The sequence below is a fragment of the Neorhizobium sp. AL 9.2.2 genome, assembly GCF_013317225.1.
Classification (GTDB): domain Bacteria; phylum Pseudomonadota; class Alphaproteobacteria; order Rhizobiales; family Rhizobiaceae; genus Neorhizobium; species Neorhizobium soli.
On record NZ_JAALXU010000001.1, the window covers coordinates 361,848 to 382,256 of the forward strand.

Annotated in this window: 19 protein-coding genes, 1 tRNA gene and 1 riboswitch; of the genes, 14 read left to right on the forward strand and 6 right to left on the reverse strand. The window is 61.2% G+C overall.

Translation table 11 applies throughout. The features are described from left to right. The first annotated feature begins 245 nt into the window (after window positions 1–245). Window positions 246–1,517: a hypothetical protein gene (locus G6K99_RS01860; protein ID WP_139283895.1), complete on the forward strand. Its 1,272-nt coding sequence runs from the start codon at window positions 246–248 to the stop codon at window positions 1,515–1,517. Window positions 1,518–1,567: 50 nt separating this feature from the next. On the opposite strand, the gene ppk2 is transcribed toward G6K99_RS01860, so the two are convergent. Then, complete coding sequence (gene ppk2, locus G6K99_RS01865) at window positions 1,568–2,446, reverse strand: polyphosphate kinase 2 (RefSeq protein WP_062453936.1); 879 nt, start codon at window positions 2,444–2,446, stop codon at window positions 1,568–1,570. A 97-nt stretch (window positions 2,447–2,543) separates the two neighbouring features. Between ppk2 and phoR the strand changes: the two genes are divergently transcribed. The 7 genes from phoR (at window position 2,544) to phoB (ending at window position 10,481) form a co-directional block, all read left to right on the forward strand. Continuing rightward, the gene (phoR, locus tag G6K99_RS01870; protein ID WP_174195551.1) at window positions 2,544–3,860 is read left to right on the forward strand and encodes a phosphate regulon sensor histidine kinase PhoR; all 1,317 of its coding nucleotides are present in this window, start codon (window positions 2,544–2,546) and stop codon (window positions 3,858–3,860) included. A gap of 195 nt (window positions 3,861–4,055) precedes the next feature. After that, entirely contained in the window at window positions 4,056–5,090 is a 1,035-nt protein-coding gene (locus G6K99_RS01875) for a substrate-binding domain-containing protein (RefSeq protein WP_062453935.1), read from the forward strand. Between the two features lie 187 nt (window positions 5,091–5,277). Then, window positions 5,278–6,762, forward strand: a complete 1,485-nt coding sequence (gene pstC / locus G6K99_RS01880) for a phosphate ABC transporter permease subunit PstC (protein ID WP_062453934.1) — start codon at window positions 5,278–5,280, stop codon at window positions 6,760–6,762. Further along, a complete protein-coding gene (pstA, locus tag G6K99_RS01885; RefSeq protein ID WP_113109437.1) occupies window positions 6,759–8,075 on the forward strand; it encodes a phosphate ABC transporter permease PstA in 1,317 nt (438 codons plus the stop codon). The genes pstC and pstA overlap by 4 nt, the downstream gene beginning before the upstream one ends. Window positions 8,076–8,092: 17 nt before the next feature. Continuing rightward, window positions 8,093–8,908, forward strand: a complete 816-nt coding sequence (gene pstB / locus G6K99_RS01890) for a phosphate ABC transporter ATP-binding protein PstB (protein ID WP_174195552.1) — start codon at window positions 8,093–8,095, stop codon at window positions 8,906–8,908. Between the two features lie 50 nt (window positions 8,909–8,958). Then, entirely contained in the window at window positions 8,959–9,672 is a 714-nt protein-coding gene (gene phoU / locus G6K99_RS01895; protein ID WP_062453931.1) for a phosphate signaling complex protein PhoU, read from the forward strand. 125 nt (window positions 9,673–9,797) lie between these two features. Continuing rightward, complete coding sequence (gene phoB, locus G6K99_RS01900) at window positions 9,798–10,481, forward strand: phosphate regulon transcriptional regulator PhoB (protein ID WP_062453930.1); 684 nt, start codon at window positions 9,798–9,800, stop codon at window positions 10,479–10,481. Here phoB and G6K99_RS01905 read toward each other — a convergent pair. Continuing rightward, window positions 10,463–11,377, reverse strand: coding sequence for a DMT family transporter (locus G6K99_RS01905; RefSeq protein ID WP_174195553.1), 915 nt, complete (start codon window positions 11,375–11,377; stop codon window positions 10,463–10,465). The genes phoB and G6K99_RS01905 overlap by 19 nt on opposite strands. A gap of 124 nt (window positions 11,378–11,501) precedes the next feature. Between G6K99_RS01905 and G6K99_RS01910 the strand changes: the two genes are divergently transcribed. Further along, the gene (locus G6K99_RS01910) at window positions 11,502–12,290 is read left to right on the forward strand and encodes a helix-turn-helix transcriptional regulator (protein ID WP_174195554.1); all 789 of its coding nucleotides are present in this window, start codon (window positions 11,502–11,504) and stop codon (window positions 12,288–12,290) included. Here the strand turns inward: G6K99_RS01910 and G6K99_RS01915 are convergent. Then, window positions 12,229–12,663, reverse strand: coding sequence for a PACE efflux transporter (locus G6K99_RS01915; RefSeq protein ID WP_062453928.1), 435 nt, complete (start codon window positions 12,661–12,663; stop codon window positions 12,229–12,231). The genes G6K99_RS01910 and G6K99_RS01915 overlap by 62 nt on opposite strands. 196 nt (window positions 12,664–12,859) lie before the next feature. Beyond that, the gene (locus tag G6K99_RS01920) at window positions 12,860–13,399 is read right to left on the reverse strand and encodes a GcrA family cell cycle regulator (protein WP_062453927.1); all 540 of its coding nucleotides are present in this window, start codon (window positions 13,397–13,399) and stop codon (window positions 12,860–12,862) included. A gap of 451 nt (window positions 13,400–13,850) precedes the next feature. On the opposite strand from G6K99_RS01920, the gene G6K99_RS01925 reads away from it, so the two are divergent. From G6K99_RS01925 to G6K99_RS01935, 3 genes are all read left to right on the forward strand, one after another. Next, complete coding sequence (locus G6K99_RS01925; protein ID WP_062578952.1) at window positions 13,851–15,047, forward strand: aspartate aminotransferase family protein; 1,197 nt, start codon at window positions 13,851–13,853, stop codon at window positions 15,045–15,047. 49 nt (window positions 15,048–15,096) lie between these two features. Then, complete coding sequence (gene argF, locus G6K99_RS01930; protein WP_174195555.1) at window positions 15,097–16,014, forward strand: ornithine carbamoyltransferase; 918 nt, start codon at window positions 15,097–15,099, stop codon at window positions 16,012–16,014. A 199-nt stretch (window positions 16,015–16,213) separates the two neighbouring features. Next, window positions 16,214–17,203: an Hsp33 family molecular chaperone gene (locus tag G6K99_RS01935; protein WP_092663650.1), complete on the forward strand. Its 990-nt coding sequence runs from the start codon at window positions 16,214–16,216 to the stop codon at window positions 17,201–17,203. Window positions 17,204–17,216: 13 nt separating this feature from the next. Here G6K99_RS01935 and apaG read toward each other — a convergent pair whose 3' ends face one another. Both apaG and G6K99_RS01945 read right to left on the reverse strand, forming a co-directional pair. Continuing rightward, window positions 17,217–17,609, reverse strand: a complete 393-nt coding sequence (apaG, locus tag G6K99_RS01940; RefSeq protein ID WP_062453923.1) for a Co2+/Mg2+ efflux protein ApaG — start codon at window positions 17,607–17,609, stop codon at window positions 17,217–17,219. 166 nt (window positions 17,610–17,775) lie between these two features. Then, window positions 17,776–18,966 (reverse strand): O-succinylhomoserine sulfhydrylase, encoded by a 1,191-nt coding sequence (locus tag G6K99_RS01945; RefSeq protein ID WP_174195556.1) that lies wholly within the window; start codon window positions 18,964–18,966, stop codon window positions 17,776–17,778. Between the two features lie 46 nt (window positions 18,967–19,012). Next, window positions 19,013–19,091: riboswitch (SAM riboswitch) on the reverse strand. 73 nt (window positions 19,092–19,164) lie between these two features. On the opposite strand from G6K99_RS01945, the gene G6K99_RS01950 reads away from it, so the two are divergent. Together G6K99_RS01950 and G6K99_RS01955 are read left to right on the forward strand one after the other, a co-directional pair. Continuing rightward, on the forward strand, window positions 19,165–20,259 hold the full coding sequence (locus tag G6K99_RS01950) for a 2'-deoxycytidine 5'-triphosphate deaminase (RefSeq protein ID WP_062453921.1): 1,095 nt from the start codon (window positions 19,165–19,167) through the stop codon (window positions 20,257–20,259). 71 nt (window positions 20,260–20,330) lie between these two features. Continuing rightward, window positions 20,331–20,404, forward strand: a tRNA-Gly gene (locus G6K99_RS01955). Window positions 20,405–20,409 lie beyond the last annotated feature (5 nt).

Consider the following 20,409-nt stretch of genomic DNA (forward strand, 5'->3'; position numbering starts at 1 on the left):
CAGATGCACTCGGCTCGGGAAAGATGGCTCCGTCTGGCGAAGGTATGCGTGCCATGCGCACTGGCGGCTCGATAAGCGTCTGTTTCCGCGGCATTCTCACGCCTAACCATATCTTCTCCCCAATCTTGGCGAAGGAAGGCCATTGACCACCGGCTTGCAGTTCGGCGACGGAGAGGTTACCGAAAATTAACGCCGTCTTTTCAGCAAGGCCGGCAGTCGGGTATGCACAACCGGAAGGATCCGCAGTGAGCGGTTTGGAAACAGCCATCAGGAATGCCCTTGATCGTTCCGATCGGACCGATGGCGACACGCGGGCACGGATTTATCAGTCGGCGCGACAGGCGCTGGAAGCAGGTCTGCAGCGCCAGGGCGTGACCGACAAGCTGATTGTCATGCAGCAGCAAAAGCGGCTGGAAGAAAAGATCCGCGAGATCGAGACGGAGGAAGTGGACCGGCTGGCCGGTCCCGCTATCGAGCCTGACGAGATCACTCACCCTGTCATCGACCCGGTTGTCGCACCTGCCGCCACGGCCAGAGCCGCAGCTCCAGATGTCGCAGCCCCGATCGTTGCGGATGAAAGGGTAGCCGCCCCCGATCCGGATACCGGTCTCGGCGGCGCAACACGCGCACCATCCCCGGCAAATGACCAGAGGCAGCCCAACGATGTCCAGTCGGCCGGGGATCTCGGAAGTCTCGGCGCCGCGCGACCGGATTTCCGTCCGGCCTCATCCGAAGTGCCGCAGATGGACGGACTGACCTCGGTCGAGCCGGACCGCGTGCAACGTGGCCAACCGCCTGTTGCCAAGCCCGAGCGCGGCAGGAAGCGGCGCGGATCTCTCGACGCCGAGACGAACCCTGCAGCCAAGCCGCGCAAGAGCCGTCGTCAGCGGCTGATCTCCTGGCTGCTGAAATGGGTCATCTCGCTTGCAGTCGTCGGCGTCGCTTGCTGGTATTTCTATAATTCGGGCCTGGTCCAGTCGGTGATGGACGAGGCCCTGCAGGCCGCCAACCGGGCGTCGCAATCGCAGGCGGGTCCCAATGCGCGCTTTGATCCTCGCGGCGGCTTTTCCGATGAATGGGCGCAGGTCTTCGAACCGAAGCAGATCGATACGTTGCAGGTCGGTCGCGAGGCAAAGGCAGAGGCTGCAACCGGTTCGGAAGGTCCAGCCGTTCGGCTCCTGTCGGCAACCCCGCAAACCGGCGGTGATATCGCCGTCACGGTTCCGGCGGATGTATTGCAGCGTCTGGCAGGCGGGCCGGCCACCATCGCGGTCACCGTCCAGGCTGGCGGCAACCAAGGTGTCCAGATGTCGATACGCTGCGATTTCGGCAGCCTTGGGGGCTGCGCAAGACACCGGTTCACGGCAACCCAGGAGCGACTGGAAGCCCTGTTCAAGGTCAGCTTCGACCGGGCGATCGCGCCAAACGCGCCGGGCCGCATCCTGATCAATACCGGCCTCGACGGTTCCGACAGACCGGTCCTGCTCTACTCCGTCCGCATTTTGCCCGCAGGCTGAACCCTGAACGCCGGACGACAACGTCGTCCGGCTCGCTCACCTGTCTGTCTCTATTTCAGGAACTTGCTGCCAAATCCGAGGATCTTGTCGTCGATCTCACCGATCGCGTCCCTGTCTTTCCCTTCGTAATCGAGGGATCCAAGGATGTGGCGGATGACGTTCAGATGCGCACGCCGCTTGTCGTTTGCCAGCACCACCGTCCATGGCGCAAGCTTGCTGTGTGTTCGCTCCAGCATCTGGTCGCGCTTTGCGGTGTAGTCAGGCCATTTGTTCAGTGCCGCGATGTCCATCGGCGAAAGCTTCCAGATCTTCAACGGATCGTGGCGCCGGTCGTGAAACCGCTTCAGCTGCATTTCCTGGCCGATATCCAGCCAGAACTTGAACAGATGGATATCGTCGTCGACGATCATCTCCTCGAATTGCGGAACGTCCTTCATGAAGGCTTCGTATTGGCCCGGCTTGCAGAAGCCCATGACAGGCTCGACCACCGCGCGATTGTACCAGGAGCGGTCGAACAGCACGATCTCGCCCGACGTCGGGAAGTGCGACACGTAACGCTGGAAATACCACTGGCCCGCTTCGGTGGGCGAAGGTTTGCTCAACGCCACCACGCGTGCAGATCGCGGATTGATATAGGAGCGGATGGACATGATCGTACCGCCCTTGCCGGCAGCATCCCGGCCTTCGAACAGCGCAATCATCCGCTTGCCGGTATCCTGCAGCCAGTACTGCACCTTCACGAGCTCGATCTGCAGCTTCTCCAGCTGCTTGGCGTATTTCTCCTTGTCCAACTTGTGGTCATAGGGAAAGCCGCCGGATTCCAGCGCGTGATCATGCACCCAGCCGGGCAGTTTCGGATCGTCAATGTCGAAATGCCTCAGCTTGCCATCGATTTCTAGTTCCGCTGACCGGCTGCTTGTCTCTGCCATGATTGCTGTCCTTTTTCCTTCGGCGGCCGAAACGGCTGCGAATGCTTCAACGGTTTGCAGGGCTTGAGGTTTCCCTCAGGACCGATGCATATCTGTCATGCAAGCGTTATATGACCGCAAGTTCGACCAAACAAAAAGGGGTTCGCGCGTGGAAGCGTTGCCGAAGGAAGAGCGCGGGTTTGCGCAAGAGCTGGCACTTCGCTTCCGGCGCGAGTGGCTGCTGCTTCTGCTGCTCTCGACGATCGCGGTGATCGCTTTTGTTGCCGGCGCGAACGATCTTCTGGTCTTCGTGCTCTGGCTTCCCCTCGTCGTCGCCGTGCTGTCCCGGCCCTTGCCGGAGATACCTGTCGTACCGGTTGAAATGCCTGTTCCGGAGCCACCCGTCTTCGACCCGCTGCCGCTGATCTCGGCAACTCTCGGCACGCTGGACATGCCGGTCGTGGTGCTGGGTGGAGACATCTCCGTTCTCTACCGCAACAAGGCGGCGGAGCGGGCCTTCGGCGATCTGCCGATCGGCACCCATCTGACAGCGCGGCTGCGGTCGCCCGGCATTCTCGACATGCTGCGCGAAACTATCGCAACCGGCCAGCCGAACCAGATCGAACATTCTGAGCGCCTTCCGTCCGAACGGGTCTTCATCCTGCGCGTGGCGCCGATCGATATCGGCGGCCTGGCGCCGGGCATGGGAAACTATTACCTCCTGTCGTTCCGCGATGTCTCCGAACTGCGCAGCATCGACCGGATGCGATCCGATTTCGTCGCCAATGCAAGCCATGAGCTGAGAACGCCGCTTGCCTCGCTCAGAGGCTTCATCGAGACAATTCAGGGCCCGGCTCGCGGCGATCCGAAGGCGCAGGAACGCTTTCTCGGCATCATGCTCGACCAGGCGACCAGGATGAGCCGACTGGTGGACGACCTTCTCTCCCTGTCGCGGCTGGAACTGAAGTCGCATATCGCTCCGGACCAGACCGTGGACCTGAAGCCGCTGATCATCCATGTCAGCGACGCGCTCTTGCCTTTGGCTGAGGAACTGGGCGTCGAAATCCGCCTGCATCTTCCCGAAGGCAGGGTCGATGTGCTGGGCGATCGAGACGAACTGATCGAAGTGATCGAGAACCTCATCGAGAATGCCTGCAAGTATGGTCAGGAGGGCAAGTTCGTCGATGTCTTCCTGAAAGGCGGCGGCAGGCTGCCGGTCGAAGTCAATGTCATCGACAAGGGGCCGGGCATACCGGCGGAGCACGTTCCGCGCCTGACCGAGCGTTTCTACCGCGTCAGCGTCGCCGACAGCCGCTCAAAGAAGGGTACCGGATTGGGGCTTGCCATCGTCAAGCATATCCTCACCAGGCACCGCGCCCGCCTGCTTGTGAAGTCGGAACTCGGCAAGGGGACGGAGTTTACCGTCCGTTTCTGACATAAAACCAACCCAGTTTTCCCGGTCTCTTCCAGAACGTCAATATTTTCAACAGCTTGAATTGTCACAAATGTTTCACCGAAGTGACATAAAACCTAAGGCCAAGGGCGGCTATGACCAGCGGGCCGAGAGCCGGCAAATGTCTAAGAGGCCGGCATGACAAGATTTCTGGAAACCCATACCGGGAGAACTTCGATGAACATGTTCAAACTTTCCGCAGCAGCCCTCGTGGCCTCTGTTGCCTTTGCCGGCGTTGCATCCGCACGCGACCAGGTTCAGGTTGCCGGCTCCTCCACCGTTCTTCCCTATGCGAAGATCGTTGCCGAGACCTTTGCCGAGACCAACCCGAACTTCAAGGCACCGGTTGTTGAGTCCGGCGGCACGGGCGGCGGTCTGAAGGCATTCTGCTCCGGCGTCGGCGAGGGCACGATCGACGTTGCCAATGCTTCGCGCAAGATCAACAAGAGCGAAGCCGAAGCCTGCAAGGCTGCCGGCGTCACGGACGTTCAGGAAATCCGCATCGGTTACGACGGTATCGTATTCGCCGCCGACTCGTCGAACGGCGACATGAAGATCACCCCGAAGGATCTCTACAAGGCATTGGCCGCTGAAGTCGTCGTCGACGGCAAGCTCGTTGCCAACCCTTACAAGAACTGGTCGGAAGTCAATGCGACCCTGCCGAAGGGCCCGATCGCAGCTTACATCCCAGGCTCCAAGCACGGCACCCGCGAAGTCTTCGAAGAGAAGATCATGGCTGAAGGCTGCAAGGAAGCCGGCGCGACGGACGTCATCAAGGCTGCCATCACCGATGCCAAGCAGGCTGCTGCCAAGTGCGTTGCAGTTCGCAAGGACGGCGCAGCTGTCGACATCGACGGCGATTACACCGAAACGCTGGCCCGCATCTCGGCCAACAAGACCGGCCTCGGCGTTTTCGGCCTGGCCTTCTATGAAAACAACATGGACAAGCTGAAGGTCGCGACCGTTTCGGATGTCGTTGCTTCCACCGAAACCATTGCTTCGGGCAAGTACCCGGTGTCGCGCCCTCTGTTCTTCTACGTCAAGAAGGCTCACCTCGGCGTTATTCCAGGCCTCAAGGAATATGTTGAGTTCTTCATCTCCGACGAAATGATCGGCCCTGACAGCCCGCTCGCCGAATACGGCCTGGTTGCTGCTCCGGACGATCAGCGCGAACAGGTCCGCAAGGACTTCGAAGCCGGCAAGACCATGTAATCAAAATTCCGGCGCCGCTTCTTGCGGCGCCGGTCTTCTTTCGTGCCAGGCGGCGACTTGTCCGTCGCCCGACAGAAGCAAAGCCTGGCGTCAGTCGCTGCGTTTTGGATGGCGAAACATATTGATTCCGATGGTGGGATTTGTGCGGTAATGGGTGCCGTCGATGGCGGTAGGCCGGGGGATTTTAATGAGCACACCATTGATTTTATTGATTCTGGCGATAATTGCGATCGCTTGTTACGTTGTCGGAACCAGGCACGCCCTGGCAATCGCCGGCGGCCGTTCCTCAAAGCTTCATTCACGTCCGGGCTACTACGGCACCTTCGTCGCACTCTGCGCCGTTCTGCCGTCGGTTCTCATCCTGGCCGCGTGGCTGGTCGTCAGCCCCCTCTATATCAACTCCACTGTCCTCGATGGCTTTCCTGAAGACGTAAAGGCGCGTTCGCCGGCCGAACAGGGTCTCTCCTTCGGCATGGTAAGCTCGCTTGCGCGCGGCATGAACGTACTGAGCCTGGACGAGATCGAGCGCATCGGCGGAAATCCCGTCGAACTGCGCGCAGCGCTTGGCGCTAAGGGCGTCCCGCTTGCCGGCGACCCCGAACCATACATGGTCGAGTCCGCTGGCGATCTCAACGTAATGACCAAGATCAGCAACTGGGTTATGACCGCGGTAGTCCTTCTGGCAGCCCTGATCGGCGCCGGCTTTTCCTACACGCGCATCGCGCCGCGGTTTCGGGCTCGCAACCGTGTCGAGAAGGTGATCCTCGCCAGCCTCGTCGTCGCATCCTCGATCGCGATCCTGACCACGGTCGGCATCGTTGCCTCGATGCTGACGGAAGCAACGCACTTCTTCACCAGCATCCCGCCGTGGGAGTTCTTCTTCGGCACCGTCTGGGATCCGCGCTTTGCGGCCGCCGGCGCCACGGACTCGGCTGGTCAGTTCGGCCTTATCCCGCTGCTTCTCGGCACACTCTATATCGGCTTCGTCGCCATGCTCGTCGCCGTCCCGAGCGGTCTGTTTTCCGCGATCTACATGTCGGAATACGCCTCCCGGGGTGTCCGCTCCGTGGCAAAGCCTCTGCTCGAAGTTCTCGCCGGCATTCCCACCATCGTCTACGGCTTCTTTGCCCTGACGACGGTCGGCCCGTTCCTGCGCGACCTGTCTTCGCAGCTGAACGGCCTTGTCACAGGCGATTACGCCAACTTCATCCAGGCACAGAGCGTTCTCACCGCCGGCTTCGTCATGGGTATCATGCTGATCCCTTACGTCTCGTCGCTGTCGGACGACATCATCACCGCCGTGCCGGGAACGCTTCGTGACGGCTCGCTCGGTCTCGGCGCCACCCAGTCCGAAACCATCAAGAAGGTCGTCCTGCCGGCAGCACTGCCGGGCATCGTCGGCGCACTTCTGATGACCGCCTCGCGCGCCATCGGCGAAACCATGATCGTGGTGCTCGCCGCCGGCGTCGCCGCCCGCATGCAGCTCAACCCGTTCGAGCCGATGACGACGGTGACCGTCAAGATCGTCAGCCAGCTGACGGGCGACCTTGAATTCACCTCGCCGCAGACGCTCGTCGCCTTCGCACTCGGCATCACGCTGTTTGCGATCACGCTTTGCCTCAACATCTACGCGCTCTACATCGTGCGCAAATACCGGGAGCAGTACGAATGACCGACGTGGTTTCCTCCACCGCCGGCGTCTTGGCCAAGCCTGCCCGTCGCGATATCGGTATCAAACGCCGCTACGCCGCCGAGCGCCGCTTTCGTGCCTATGGCATCGCTGCTCTCTCGTTCGGCATCCTGTTCCTGATGCTCCTTCTGTGGTCGGTCGTCTCGAAGGGCTATACCGCCTTTCAGCAGACGATGATCACCATCCCTGTGGAGTTCTCGCAGCAGATCATCGACAAGGATAATGTGCGGGCTACGGATCCGGCCAAGCTGATGACGGCCAACTACCCGATCGTCGCCCGCAATGCGCTGGCGAAGGTTCTGGGCGTCGCCGAAAACGATCGCCAGGGTCTGCGTGCCGTCAACCAGATGATTTCGGACGGCGTTCGTGGCCAGCTGCGCGATATGGTCGTTTCCGATCCTGAGATCATCGGCACGACCCAGACGGTTTCGCTCCTGGCGGCCGGCGATATCGACAGCGCCGTGAAAGGCCAGATCAATCTCGACGTGGCGGAAACCAGCCGCAAGGTGTCCGACCAGCAGGTCGGATGGATGAAGCAGCTGACCGACAGCGGTGCGCTCGCCAAGGAATTCAACACCGGCATTTTCTTCAACGGCGCGTCCAGCCGTCCGGAAGCAGCCGGCGTCGGCGTCGCCCTGATCGGCTCCTTCTATATGATGCTGATCGTGCTCGTCCTGTCCCTGCCGATCGGCGTCGCAGCCTCGATCTATCTTGAAGAGTTTGCCCCGAAGAACCGGTTCACGGACCTGATCGAGGTCAACATCAACAATCTCGCAGCGGTCCCGTCGATCGTCTACGGTCTGTTGGGTCTCGCGGTCTTCATCAACTTCATGGGCCTGCCGCGCTCGGCCTCGCTGGTCGGCGGCCTGGTTCTGACGCTGATGACGCTTCCGACCATCATCATCGCCACCCGCGCGGCGCTGAAAGCAGTGCCACCGTCGATCCGCGCCGCAGCGCTTGGGCTCGGTGCCTCGAAGATGCAGACCATCTTCCACCACGTCCTGCCGCTTGCCATGCCCGGTATCCTGACCGGTACGATCATTGGCCTGGCGCACGCGCTCGGCGAAACCGCGCCGCTTCTCTTGATCGGCATGGTCGCCTTCGTGGCAAACTATCCAACCACGCCGATGGATCCGTCGACGGCACTGCCGGTACAGATCTACATGTGGGCCAACGAGGCGGAACGCGCCTTCGTTGAACGGACCTCGGGAGCGATCATGATCCTGCTCCTGTTCCTGATCTTGATGAATGTTGGCGCAATTCTCTTGCGACGCCGCTTCGAACGGCGTTGGTAGAGAGAGGGGGAAAAGCAATGAACATGATGTCAGAAGCAGCAGTTGAGAAGGCTCTGGACAAGAAAATGAACGACGTTGCACATAAGATGATCGGCAAGGATGTCTCCGTTTATTATGGTGACAAGCGCGCCCTTTATGACGTGAACCTGAATGTCCGCGAGCATACCGTCACCGCGTTGATCGGCCCGTCCGGCTGCGGCAAGTCCACCTTCCTGCGCACGATGAACCGCATGAACGACACGATCGAGGGCTGCCGCGTTACCGGCAAGATCACGCTCGACGGCGACGATATCTACGACAAGGAAATCGACGTCGTTGAACTGCGTGCCCGCGTCGGCATGGTGTTCCAGAAGCCGAACCCGTTCCCGAAGTCGATCTACGAGAACATCGCCTACGGTCCCCGCATCCACGGTCTTGCCCGCGGCAAGACGGAGATGGACGCGATCGTCGAGGCAAGCCTGCAGCGCGCGGGCCTCTGGGCCGAAGTCAAGGATCGCCTGCATGAAGGTGGCACCGGCCTCTCCGGCGGCCAGCAGCAGCGCCTTTGCATCGCCCGTGCGATCGCGGTTTCGCCTGAAGTCATTCTGATGGACGAGCCATGCTCGGCACTCGATCCGATTGCCACGGCCAAGGTCGAGGAACTGATCCACGAACTGCGCGCCAACTACACGATCGTCATCGTCACCCACTCGATGCAGCAGGCGGCCCGCGTTTCGCAGCGCACGGCAATGTTCCATCTCGGCAATCTGGTCGAGGAAAACGATACCGACAAGATGTTCACCAATCCGGATGACCAGCGCACCCAGGATTACATCATGGGCCGCTTCGGCTGATGCGGGCTTAAAGCCCTCAGCCGCAACTGCAGACATCAAGGATCAGACACATGGTTTCGACCCATATTCTCTCGGCCTATGACGAGGAACTGAAATACCTGAACCGCCGGATCTCCGAAATGGGCGGTCTCGCTGAACAGATGTGCGGAGATGCCGTGCGTGCGCTCGTGAACTCCGACTCCGCACTGGCCCAGAAGGTCATCTCGGACGACGTCATTCTCGACCACGCCGAGCGCGATATCCAGGACAAGGCGATCGTCACCATCGCCAAGCGCCAGCCGATGGCGGCTGACCTTCGCGAGATCATCGGCACGCTGCGCATTGCAGCTGACCTGGAACGCGTCGGCGACCTTGGCAAGAACACCGCCAAGCGCGTGCTCGCCGTGCAGGGAACAGGCGTCCCGCGCAAGCTTGCCCGTGGTTTGGAGCATCTTTCCGAACTGGCGCTGGTGCAGCTCAAGGACGTTCTTGATGTTTTCGCCAACCGCTCTGCGGAAAAAGCGGAGATCATCCGCCAGCGCGATGAAGAGATCGACGCGATGTACACCTCGCTATTCCGCGAACTCCTCACCTACATGATGGAGGATCCGCGCAACATCACCACCTGCACCCATCTCCTGTTCTGCGCCAAGAACATCGAGCGCATCGGCGACCACGCGACGAATATCGCCGAGACCATCTACTACATCGCGACCGGCGCACAGCCGGAGGGCGAACGTCCTAAGGACGATACGTCCAACATGCTCGGCTCCGCCGGGACATGATGCAGCTCTCCCGAAATCGCCTGCCGGTTTCGGGACGATAACTGCCAAAACCAATGACCTGAAGCAGCGCGAGCGGATCTGGCGGATCCCAGTGCAGTTCGGGACGAGTGACGGAGCAAGTCGGAATGCAGCCGAAGATCGCAGTCGTGGAAGACGAAGAGGCCCTCAGCGTCCTCCTTCGGTATAACCTGGAGGCCGAGGGTTACGAGGTCGATACCGTGCTTCGCGGTGACGAAGCGGAAATCAGGCTTCAGGAGCGCGTTCCGGATCTTCTCATTCTCGACTGGATGCTGCCAGGCGTTTCGGGCATCGAACTGTGCCGTCGCCTGCGCATGCGGCCGGAGACGGAACGCCTGCCGATCATCATGCTGACGGCGCGCGGCGAAGAAAGCGAGCGCGTTCGTGGGCTTGCCACGGGCGCCGACGACTATGTGGTCAAGCCGTTTTCGACACCGGAACTGATGGCCCGCGTCAAGGCGATGCTGCGCCGTGCCCGACCAGAGGTCCTTTCGAGCGTCCTCAAATGCGGCGACATCGAACTCGATCGCGAAACCCATCGCGTTCACCGCAAGAGCCGCGAAGTTCGCCTCGGGCCGACAGAGTTTAGACTTCTGGAATTCCTGATGGCCTCACCCAGCCGCGTCTTTTCGCGCTCGCAGCTGCTCGACGGCGTCTGGGGTCATGACATCTATGTCGACGAACGCACCGTCGACGTGCATGTGGGGCGCCTGCGGAAGGCACTCAACTTCTCCAACATGCAGGATGTCATCCGCACGGTCCGCGGTGCCGGTTACTCAATGGAAGCCTGAGCACCGCGTCTCCTAGCCGGCAGCGTCATGGCAATCACGCCGGTCACGACGCAGGCGAGACCGAGCCAGGCTGTCGAGGCAAGCGTTTCGCCGAGAAACACGACGCCGATGCCAACGCCGATCGGCACCCGCAGATAGGCCTGCGCCGTCGTGCCGACGGAGCCCAGCGTCTGCACCAGCCGGAAATAGATGACGAAGGCGAGCGCCGTCGAAAATACCGCGAGCGCCAACAGGGCGAGCATCGAATCGGTGCTGGGCGTCAGCGTCCAGGGTCTGTCGACCACGAGGCTCACGGGAATGAGGATGGCCGCCCCTGCGATCAGCGATCCCGCGGCGGGCATCATCGGGTCCAATCCCTTAAAATTCTTCCCGAAGATGGCAGCCGCCGCATAGCAGATCGTCGCGGTCACGATGGCGAGTTGAGCCCAGAGGTTCTCGCCCGACCCGGCAAGCGCCTCCATGCCGACGATCAGGCATATTCCGACAATGCCTGCCGCAACTCCGAACAGCTTGGCCGCAGAGACGCTTTCATGGCGCGTGATCAGCGCCGTCAGCAGAAACGCGAAGATCGGCGTCGTTGAACTCAAAATGGTGGCAAGGCCCGCATCGGTCGTCTGTTCGGCCCAGGCAATCAGGGTGAAGGGGACAGCGCTGTTCAGGCAGGCCTGAACCGTGAAGAGCGTCCAGGTCTGCCGGTCCCTCGGCAGTTTCAAGCCGCGCAGGCGCAGTGCCGCAACGAGAATGAGACCGGCGACCAGCGTCCTGACGGCGATAAAGGTGATGGGCGAGATCGTCTCCACACCGACCTTGATCAGCGTGTAGGACGCGCCCCAAAGCGTCGCGAGCGTGAGGAGCAGCAACAGATCCGTTGCCATGCTTGTTTTGGTGTCCGCCATTCCAGTTCCTATCCCCATCCATGCAATCTCCGCCCCTCTTAGCGGAGAGAGGAAAAGAAATGCTTCGGCGACGGCCGAACCGTTGACCGCTGACGGCAAAGTTTTCCGGTGCTAGAACTGGATCATGTCCAATATGGTTTCAGGAAATACGATCGCGGAAGTTGCAAGCCTGATCGGCGATGCTGCACGCGCCAACATGCTGTCCGCGCTGATGGGCGGCCAGGCCCTGACGGCGGGCGAACTGGCAAGCCACGCAGGTGTCACCGCGCAGACCACCAGCGGCCATCTCGGCAAACTGGCGCAGGCTCGCCTGATCGAGGTCGAGAAGCAGGGCAGGCACCGCTATTACCGACTTGCCTCTCCGGAAGTCGCGCACGCGATCCACGCGTTGATGGCCGTCGCCGCGGATGGGCCGAAGCGCCATCATCCTGTCGGCCCGAAAGACGAGGCGTTACGGCTTGCCCGCACCTGTTACGATCACATGGCAGGCCGCCTCGCCATCGCGCTCGCCGACTCCCTGACCGGCAACGGCTATCTGCTGCTCGGCGATGGAGCAGGCCTGATCACCGACGAGGGCAGACGGTTCTTTTGTGATTTCGGGATCGATCTCGACCAGCTGACCCGTTCGAAACGCCCGCTCTGCCGGACATGCCTGGATTGGAGCGAGCGACGGCCGCATCTGGCGGGACAAATGGGTGCGACGCTGCTGGACCGCGCACTCGCCGTCGGCTGGATCGGTCGCCGGGAGGAAACCCGGGCCCTGCGGATCACGCGCGCCGGAGAGATCGGGTTTGCCGAGACATTCAGGCTTCCATCGGACTGGCGTATCGCACCGTCCGAAACTCTGATGGTCAGGCGGCTTCCTGGGTCTTCCATTCCGGCAGCGGGAACAGCTTGTCGTAGCCAAGATTGAAGAGATAGGCATAGACCACGTAGAACAGCGCGATCGCGATATCCATTGTCAGCGCATGGAGAAGAGTAATCTGCAGATACCACGCGATAAACGGCATCAGCACGACCAGCAGACCGATTTCGAACAGCACCGCATGAGCAATGCGCAAGGCAGGCGTCTTTAGCGTCGTACCCCGTCGCGCCTGCAGAAAGCGGTCGAAACCCAGATTGTAGAGGTAGTTCCAGCCGGTCGCGACCGTCGCAGACACGACGCCGACAATGCCCATATGTTCGGCCGGCATGTCGAAGACGAAAGCGCCGAGCGGCACCATCATCAGAAGCCCGATGATTTCAAAGCTGATGGCGTGGCGAATACGGTCTCTTATCGAGCGCATGATCTTCCCCTTTAGGTGAGGTTCATGCCGGGTCGTCCCGGCGTTATGCCCATTCAGGGGGAGGTCGTCCTCTCTCGAGGCCGAAATAGGAGCCCAGGGAGTGCGAGGCAAGTTTTTTCAGCGCAAGTCAGCCATGCCGAAAACGCAAAAGGCGGGCCAGAGCCCGCCTTCGATCTTGTTTCCGCAGCCGCCTGGCTTAGGACGCGCGGGCAGCCGGACGACGGCGCTCGTGTACCGGCTGGTAGGCAAGCTTCGCGTGATATTTGCAATAGGGCGACGCATCCTGCGCATCGCAACCGCAGAAATGAAAGTCGTCCGTCAGCGGATCGCCAACCGGCCACTTGCATGTGCGCTCGGTGAGATCCGTCAGCGACAGACGGCGCGAGATCGGCACGACGACGCTGCCGGAAGCGGTGTATTTCACCGGTTCGGCGACGTTGACGTCCTGATCTTCCTTGAGTGCGTTTGCACCCACCGTCCGTGCTGCGGGACGGGCTGTGTCGCGTCCGGCAAAGCTCGGCGCGCGCGGAGCTGCGGGCGCTGGGCGCTTAGATGCCGGGCGATTGGCCGACGCCGAACCGCCTGCTTTGGCGCGACCCGGAAGGTTGAGACGGTGCACTTTGCCGATCACGGCATTGCGGCTTACGCCTCCAAGTTGGGCTGCAATCTGGCTGGCGCTGAGACCTTCCGACCATAGTTTTTTAAGTCGCTCGACGCGCTCATCAGTCCAGTTCATGCCGTTCTCCGCCTTTGAACGTTGCTGGCAGACAGAATCCGTTCACCTCTGCGGCGAAATAAATCCGCCGCACCCACGCAATCTATGCTTCGAGGTGACTAGTTCCGCCGCATGCGTTCTAGTAATTGAGGATTAACCTAGTGTGTGGCTGACTCCGTGGCAAGAGTCGCTCGAATCGCCGCGAATCGATTTCGCGGTTTTCCCCAACTTGCTGCCCTCAAGAGTCATTTTTGTCACAGACCGAAATGCCGCAATACAGCATCAGGTTGCATCGCGGCATATGCCCCGAAAGCCCTATAAAACACCAAGTTTTGTTGACATGGAGGCACTTAGCCATGATAGTGCCCGCGCCGCCCGGTGGGCGGCATTTTTGATTTTTCAGGCCGCATTCCCGGTCTCCGGAGAGGTCTGGAGAGGGGGGTCGGAACCTACCCAGAGGAGTGATGTCGCCATGGCTGAAGCCGCACTTTACGACACGTTTGCCCGGGCACCTTTGCGCTTTGATCGAGGCGAGGGCGTATGGCTTGTGACGGAAGGTGGCGAGCGATATCTGGATTTCGGGGCAGGCGTTGCCGTCACCTCCTGCGGTCATTCCAATCCGCATCTGGTAAACGCGCTGAAGTCGCAGGCCGAGAAGGTCTGGCACCTTTCCAACCTCTACGAGATCCCGGAGCAGGAGCGTCTGGCCCGCCGTCTGGTGGATGCCACGTTCGCCGACAAGGTGTTCTTTACCAATTCCGGCGCCGAAGCGCTTGAGACCGCCATCAAGACGGCGCGTCGCTATCATTTCTCCAAGGGCCATCCGGAGAAATTCCACATCATCACCTTCGAGGGTGCTTTCCACGGCCGGACCATCGCGACGATCGCCGCCGGTGGTCAGGAAAAATACATGGAAGGCTTCGGCCCGAAGGCGCCAGGGTTCGATCAGGTCCCATTCGGTGATCTCGATGCCCTCAACGCTGCGATAAACGAAAACACCGGCGCGCTGCTGATCGAGCCGATCCAGGGCGAGGGCGGCGTGCGCGTCGTGGACAAGGAATTCCTGCGCGAGCTGCGTCGCATCTGCGACGACCGGGGTCTGCTGCTGATCCTCGACGAAGTGCAGAGCGGGGTTGGCCGCACCGGCCGGTTCTTCGCCCACGAACTGACAGGCATCACGCCTGATATCATGGCTGTTGCCAAGGGCATCGGCGGCGGCTTCCCGTTCGGCGCCTGCCTTGCGACCGCAGAGGCTGCTTCCGGCATGAAGCCCGGCATTCACGGCACGACCTATGGCGGCAATCCGCTCGGCATGGCCTGCGGCAACGCGGTGCTCGACGTCGTGCTGGCCGATGGCTTCCTTGAAAATGTCCGCGATGTCGCGCTCGTGTTCCGCCAGGGACTCGCAAGCCTGAAGGACCGTTTCCCTGACGTGATCGAAGATATCAGAGGCGAAGGCCTGATGCTCGGCATCAAGGCAAGGGTGCCTGCTGGCGATCTGGTCGTTGCAATGCGCGATGAGAAAATGCTGTCAGTACCTGCTGGCGATAACGTCGTGCGCCTTCTGCCGCCGTTGACGATCACGGCCGAGGAAGCCCGCGAGGGGCTCGCACGGATCGAACGGGCAGCCGAAAAGCTGACCAAGGCAGAACTTAAGAAAACAGCCTGAGCGCGATGAGGGGTGCCGGTGACGGTTCCCCTCGATAGGGGACGATAGCATGGCATCACCAAAGCATTTCCTGGATCTTTCGGCGGTTTCGCCGGAGGACCTCCGCACCATTCTTGACGACGCGAAGAGCCGCAAGCGGGCCTTCAAGGCCGGCAAGGGCGATCAGCCACTCGCCGGCAAGATGCTGGCGATGATCTTCGAAAAGCCGTCCACCCGCACCCGCGTCTCTTTCGATGTCGGCATGCGCCAGCTCGGCGGCGAGACGCTCTTCCTGTCCGGCACGGAAATGCAGCTCGGCCGCGCCGAGACGATCGGCGATACGGCACGTGTCCTGTCGCGCTATGTCGATGCGATCATGATCCGCACCACCGATCACAACCGCATGCGGGAAATGGCCGAGCACGCCACCGTGCCTGTTATCAACGCGCTGACCGACGATACCCATCCCTGCCAGATCATGGCCGACCTGATGACCTTCGAGGAGCATCGCGGTCCTGTCAAAGGCAAGACCATCGCCTGGACGGGTGACGGCAACAACGTGCTGCACTCGCTCGTCGAAGGCTCGGCGCGGTTCGGCTACAAGATGAACATGGCCGTGCCAATGGGCTCCGAGCCGCATGACAAGTTCCTGAACTGGGCGCGCAACAACGGCGGCGAGATCATGCTCTGCCACGACGCCGAACGGGCGGTCACCGGCGCCGATGTCGTCGTCACCGATACGTGGATCTCGATGAACCAGGAGCACAAGGCGCGCGGCCACAACATCTTCCAGCCCTATCAGGTCAACAAGGCGCTGATGGATAAGGCAAACAAGGACGCGCTCTTCATGCACTGCCTGCCGGCGCATCGCGGCGAGGAAGTCACCGACGAGGTCATCGACGGACCACAGTCGGTGGTGTTCGACGAGGCGGAAAACCGTCTTCACGCGCAGAAGTCGATCCTTGCCTGGTGCTTCGGCATCGTCTGAGGATCAAAAGCGCTTCCGACTTGAATTCGATGAGAGCCGCCACCATCTGACGGCTTTCAAAGCGCGCCGCCGAACGAGTGCGGCGCTTCAACACGATATCGTCAACGTTCTCAAATCCCCGGCCGGCGGTTCCGCTGCGGCTGGCGCTTGTGTAAAAGCGTTCGAGGAACTGAGAGCGCCGGCGCGAAGGAGTTAACTCATGGCGGAAGCGACTGTTGAACTGAACGAACTCGATTTTGCCGGCGACGACCGCGTCGTGCCCTTCCAGGTGGATGGCCTTGATGTGCGTGGCCGTGCAGTCCAGCTCGGGCCACTCCTCAACGCGATCCTCGGACGGCACGATTATCCGGCACCGGTCGCGCGGCTGCTGGCGGAAGCCGTCGTGCTCACTGCACTGCTGGGCACTTCGCTGAAATTCGAAGGCAAGTTCACCATGCAGACCAAGGGTGACGGCCCGGTCGACCTGCTTGTTGCCGATTTCTCCACGCCGGATGCACTGCGCGCCTATGCCCGCTACGACGAGGATGCACTGGCCGAAGCCGTCGAGAACGGCAAGATCTCGCCTGCCGAACTGCTCGGCCATGGCTTTCTTGCGCTGACGATTGATCAGGGCCGCGGCATGCAGCCCTATCAGGGCATCGTTCCGATGGACGGCTCGTCGCTTGAAGAAATGGCCGGCGTCTACTTCCGCCAGTCCGAACAGATCCCGACCCGGGTTCGCCTCGCCGTCGCCGAACTCATCGACCGCGACGAGGACGGCAACCCGCGCCACAACTGGCGCGCCGGCGGACTTGTCGCCCAGTTCCTTCCGCAAGCGCCTGAGCGCATGCGCCAGCCCGACCTGCATGGCGGCGACGGTGACGAACGCGATGCCGTCGAAGTCGAGGACGATGCCTGGTTAGAGGCGAGCACGCTGGTAGGTACCATCGATACGGACGAGCTGACCGATCCGCAGGTGGCGATCGAACGGCTGCTGTTCCGGCTGTTCCACGAGCGCGGCGTGCGGGTCTATGATCCGCAGACGGTGTTCGACCGCTGCAGCTGCTCGCGCGACAAGATCAAGGGCGTGCTGGACGGGTTCTCTGCGGAAGAAATCCACGCGAGTGTGGAAGATGGAGAAATCGCGGTAACCTGCGAGTTCTGCTCGACCACCTACAAGTTCGTGACGGAAGAATTCGAAAGCGCCTGATCCGCCTTGCGGGTCAGTTCAGAACGCGCACGACGCCTGGTGAATCCAGCGAGAAGGCGGGAATGTCGACTTTGAAAGTCTCGCCTTCGTCCGTCTTCATATCGTAGGTGCCGAACATGACGCCGGATGGCGTGTCGAGCGGGCACCCGGACGAATACTCGTAGCTGTCGCCCGGCTCCAGTCGCGGCTGGTCGCCAACGACGCCTGGTCCGTCGACCTCGTCGACGATCCCGTTTTCGTCCGTGATGTTCCAGTAGCGATGCACGAGCGTGACGCTGATCGAGGACTTGTTCTCGATCACGATCCGGTATCCCCAGACATAACGACTGTCCTCGGGGCTCGACTGCTCCTCGAGATAATAGGGCTCGACGGCGACGTCTATGTCTCTGGTGCGGGCGCGGTACATTGGCACCTCAAGATTGCTCATCGTGCCGATATCGTACAGTGGGGGAGAAAGGTCAAGAATTCTCGCGGCTTGCATCTGAGGCAATGTCGCGTTCTTGATGATAGGGATAACTGATATGGTAAACCCGGAGCGTTCCGGGTCTACCCATCGTTCGGCGTAAAGTCGATCAGATCTGCTTCAGCGCCTGCGCGAAATCTTCCAGCAGGTCGTCCGCATCCTCGATGCCGGCCGAAAAGCGCACGGTGCCGGGCGAAATTCCCAGTTCCGTACGGGCTTCGTCGGTGAGGTTCTTGTGCGTCGTCGTTGCCGGATGTGTGATGATCGAGCGGGTATCGCCGAGATTGTTGGAGATGGTGACCACCTCCATGGCGTTCTGCAGCTTGAAGGCCGCTTCCTTGCCACCCTTCAGCTCGAAACAGACCAGCGTCGATCCGCCCGTCATCTGCTTGGCGATGATATCGGCCTGCGGATGATCCTTGCGACCCGGATAGATCACTTTCGCGACCTTGCTATGCTCGGCCAGGAAATCGGCGATCTTTGCCGCATTCGACGTCTGCTGGGCAACACGGATCGGCAGCGTTTCCAGCCCCTTGATCAGTGTCCATGCCGTGAACGGCGACATTGCCGGACCGGTATGGCGATAATAGTCCTGCAGGTGCTCCAGAACCCATTCGCGGTCCGAAAGGATGACGCCGGCAAGGCTGCGGCCCTGGCCGTCGATATGCTTGGTGGCGGAATAGACGACCACATGGGCGCCGAGTTCCAACGGCCGCTGGAAGAGCGGCGTTGCAAACACATTGTCGACCACCAGACGGGCGCCGACCTGATTGGCAAGCTTGGCAACGCCGGCAATGTCGATCACTTCCAGCGTCGGGTTTGTCGGGCTTTCCAGGAAAAACACCTTGGTGTTGGGCTTGATCGCCGCTTCCCAGTTGGCAAGGTCGCGACCGTCCACCAGCGTGCATTCGATGCCGTAGCGCGGGGCGAGCGTTTCGACAACCCAGCGGCAGGAACCGAACAGGGCCCGGGCGGCCACGATATGGTCGCCGGCGCGAAGCTGGCACATGAGCGCTGCCGTGATGGCGGCCATGCCGGAGGCGGTGGCGCGGGCTTCTTCTGCACCCTCCAGCGCACACATGCGCTTTTCGAACATGTCGTTGGTGGGGCTGCCGTAGCGGGCATAGATATAGCCGTCGGCCTCGCCCTTGAAACGGGCCTCGGCGGCTTCTGAACTGTCGTAGGCGAAGCCCTGCGTCAGGTAGATGGCTTCCGACATCTCGCCATATTGCGAGCGCAGCGTGCCGCCATGGACGAGCGTGGTGGCCGGGCGCCAGTTCTTGTTCGGGGATTTGCTCATGTGTTCATCACCTTCGTGATACAAAAAAACCGGCCGCAATCGCAGACCGGTTTTCAACCCGGTCTTTTTAGCCACTTGTTTAACGTGGCTGCAAGCCGACCGGCCAAATCACCACGGGATAAAGCTGCCTTACGCCTCGCTTCCGCTTGCGTCAATGGTCCGCATTTGGTTTTGTCGCCCCCAAAATCTGAAAGAGACATGATGGCTCGCGAAACGGGAATTCTGGCGGACCGCGCAATTGCGGCGCTCTTCGAACAAGGACGGCTGAAGTCCGAGAGGGCGCTTGATCAGGACCAGATCCAGCCGGCGAGCCTTGATCTGCGCTTGGGGCAGAAGGCGTTTCGCGTGCGCGCCTCGTTCATGCCGGGGCCGATGAGCCTCGTGTCCGACAAGCTCGAGCGCCTCAGCCTGCACGTCATCGATCTCTCCGAAAGCGCCGTCCTCGAAACCGGCTGCGTCTATATCGTGCCGCTGATGGAAAGCCTCGATCTGCCGGCCGAGATGTCGGCTTCGGCCAATCCGAAAAGCTCCACCGGCCGCCTCGATATCTTTACCCGCGTCATCACCGATCGCGCCCAGGAGTTCGACAAGATCCCTTCAGGCTATCGCGGTCCGCTCTATCTCGAAATTTCCCCGCGCACATTTCCGATCGTCGTGCGCCAAGGCTCGCGCCTGTCGCAGATCCGCTTCCGCGTCGGCAACGCCCTTCTGCAGGAGCCGGAGCTGTTGGCGCTGCATGGAGCCGAAACGCTGGTCGCCGCCGCGCAGCCGAACATTTCCGGCGGCGGCATAGCGCTATCGATCGACCTTGCCGGCGACAACGATGGCCTGATCGGCTACCGCGGCAAGCACCACACGGCCGTCGTCGATGTCGACAAAAAGGCTCAGCACGATCTGTTCGATTTCTGGGAGCCGATCCACAGCCGCGGCCGCAACGAACTGATCCTCGATCCGGATGAATTCTATATCCTCGTCTCGCGCGAGGCCGTCCATGTGCCACCGCTCTACGCGGCCGAAATGACACCGTTTGACCCGCTGGTCGGCGAATTCCGCGTCCATTACGCCGGCTTCTTCGACCCCGGCTTCGGCCACGAGGCCGCCGGCGGCCGCGGCAGCCGCGCCGTCCTCGAGGTGCGCAGCCACGAGGTCCCGTTCATCCTCGAAGACGGCCAGATCGTCGGTCGCCTCGTCTACGAACACATGCTGGAAGAACCCCAGGGCCTCTACGGCTCCGGCCTCGGCTCGAACTATCAGGCGCAGGGCCTCAAACTCTCCAAGCATTTCCGCAGCTAAAAGCGCCCCCGGACGCTTCCACCCCGGCGACCTTGACAGACACGGCCCATTGTTGGAAACCTTCCCTCGACGCGGGTGTAGCTCAATGGTAGAGCAGCAGCTTCCCAAGCTGAATACGAGGGTTCGATTCCCTTCACCCGCTCCAATCCC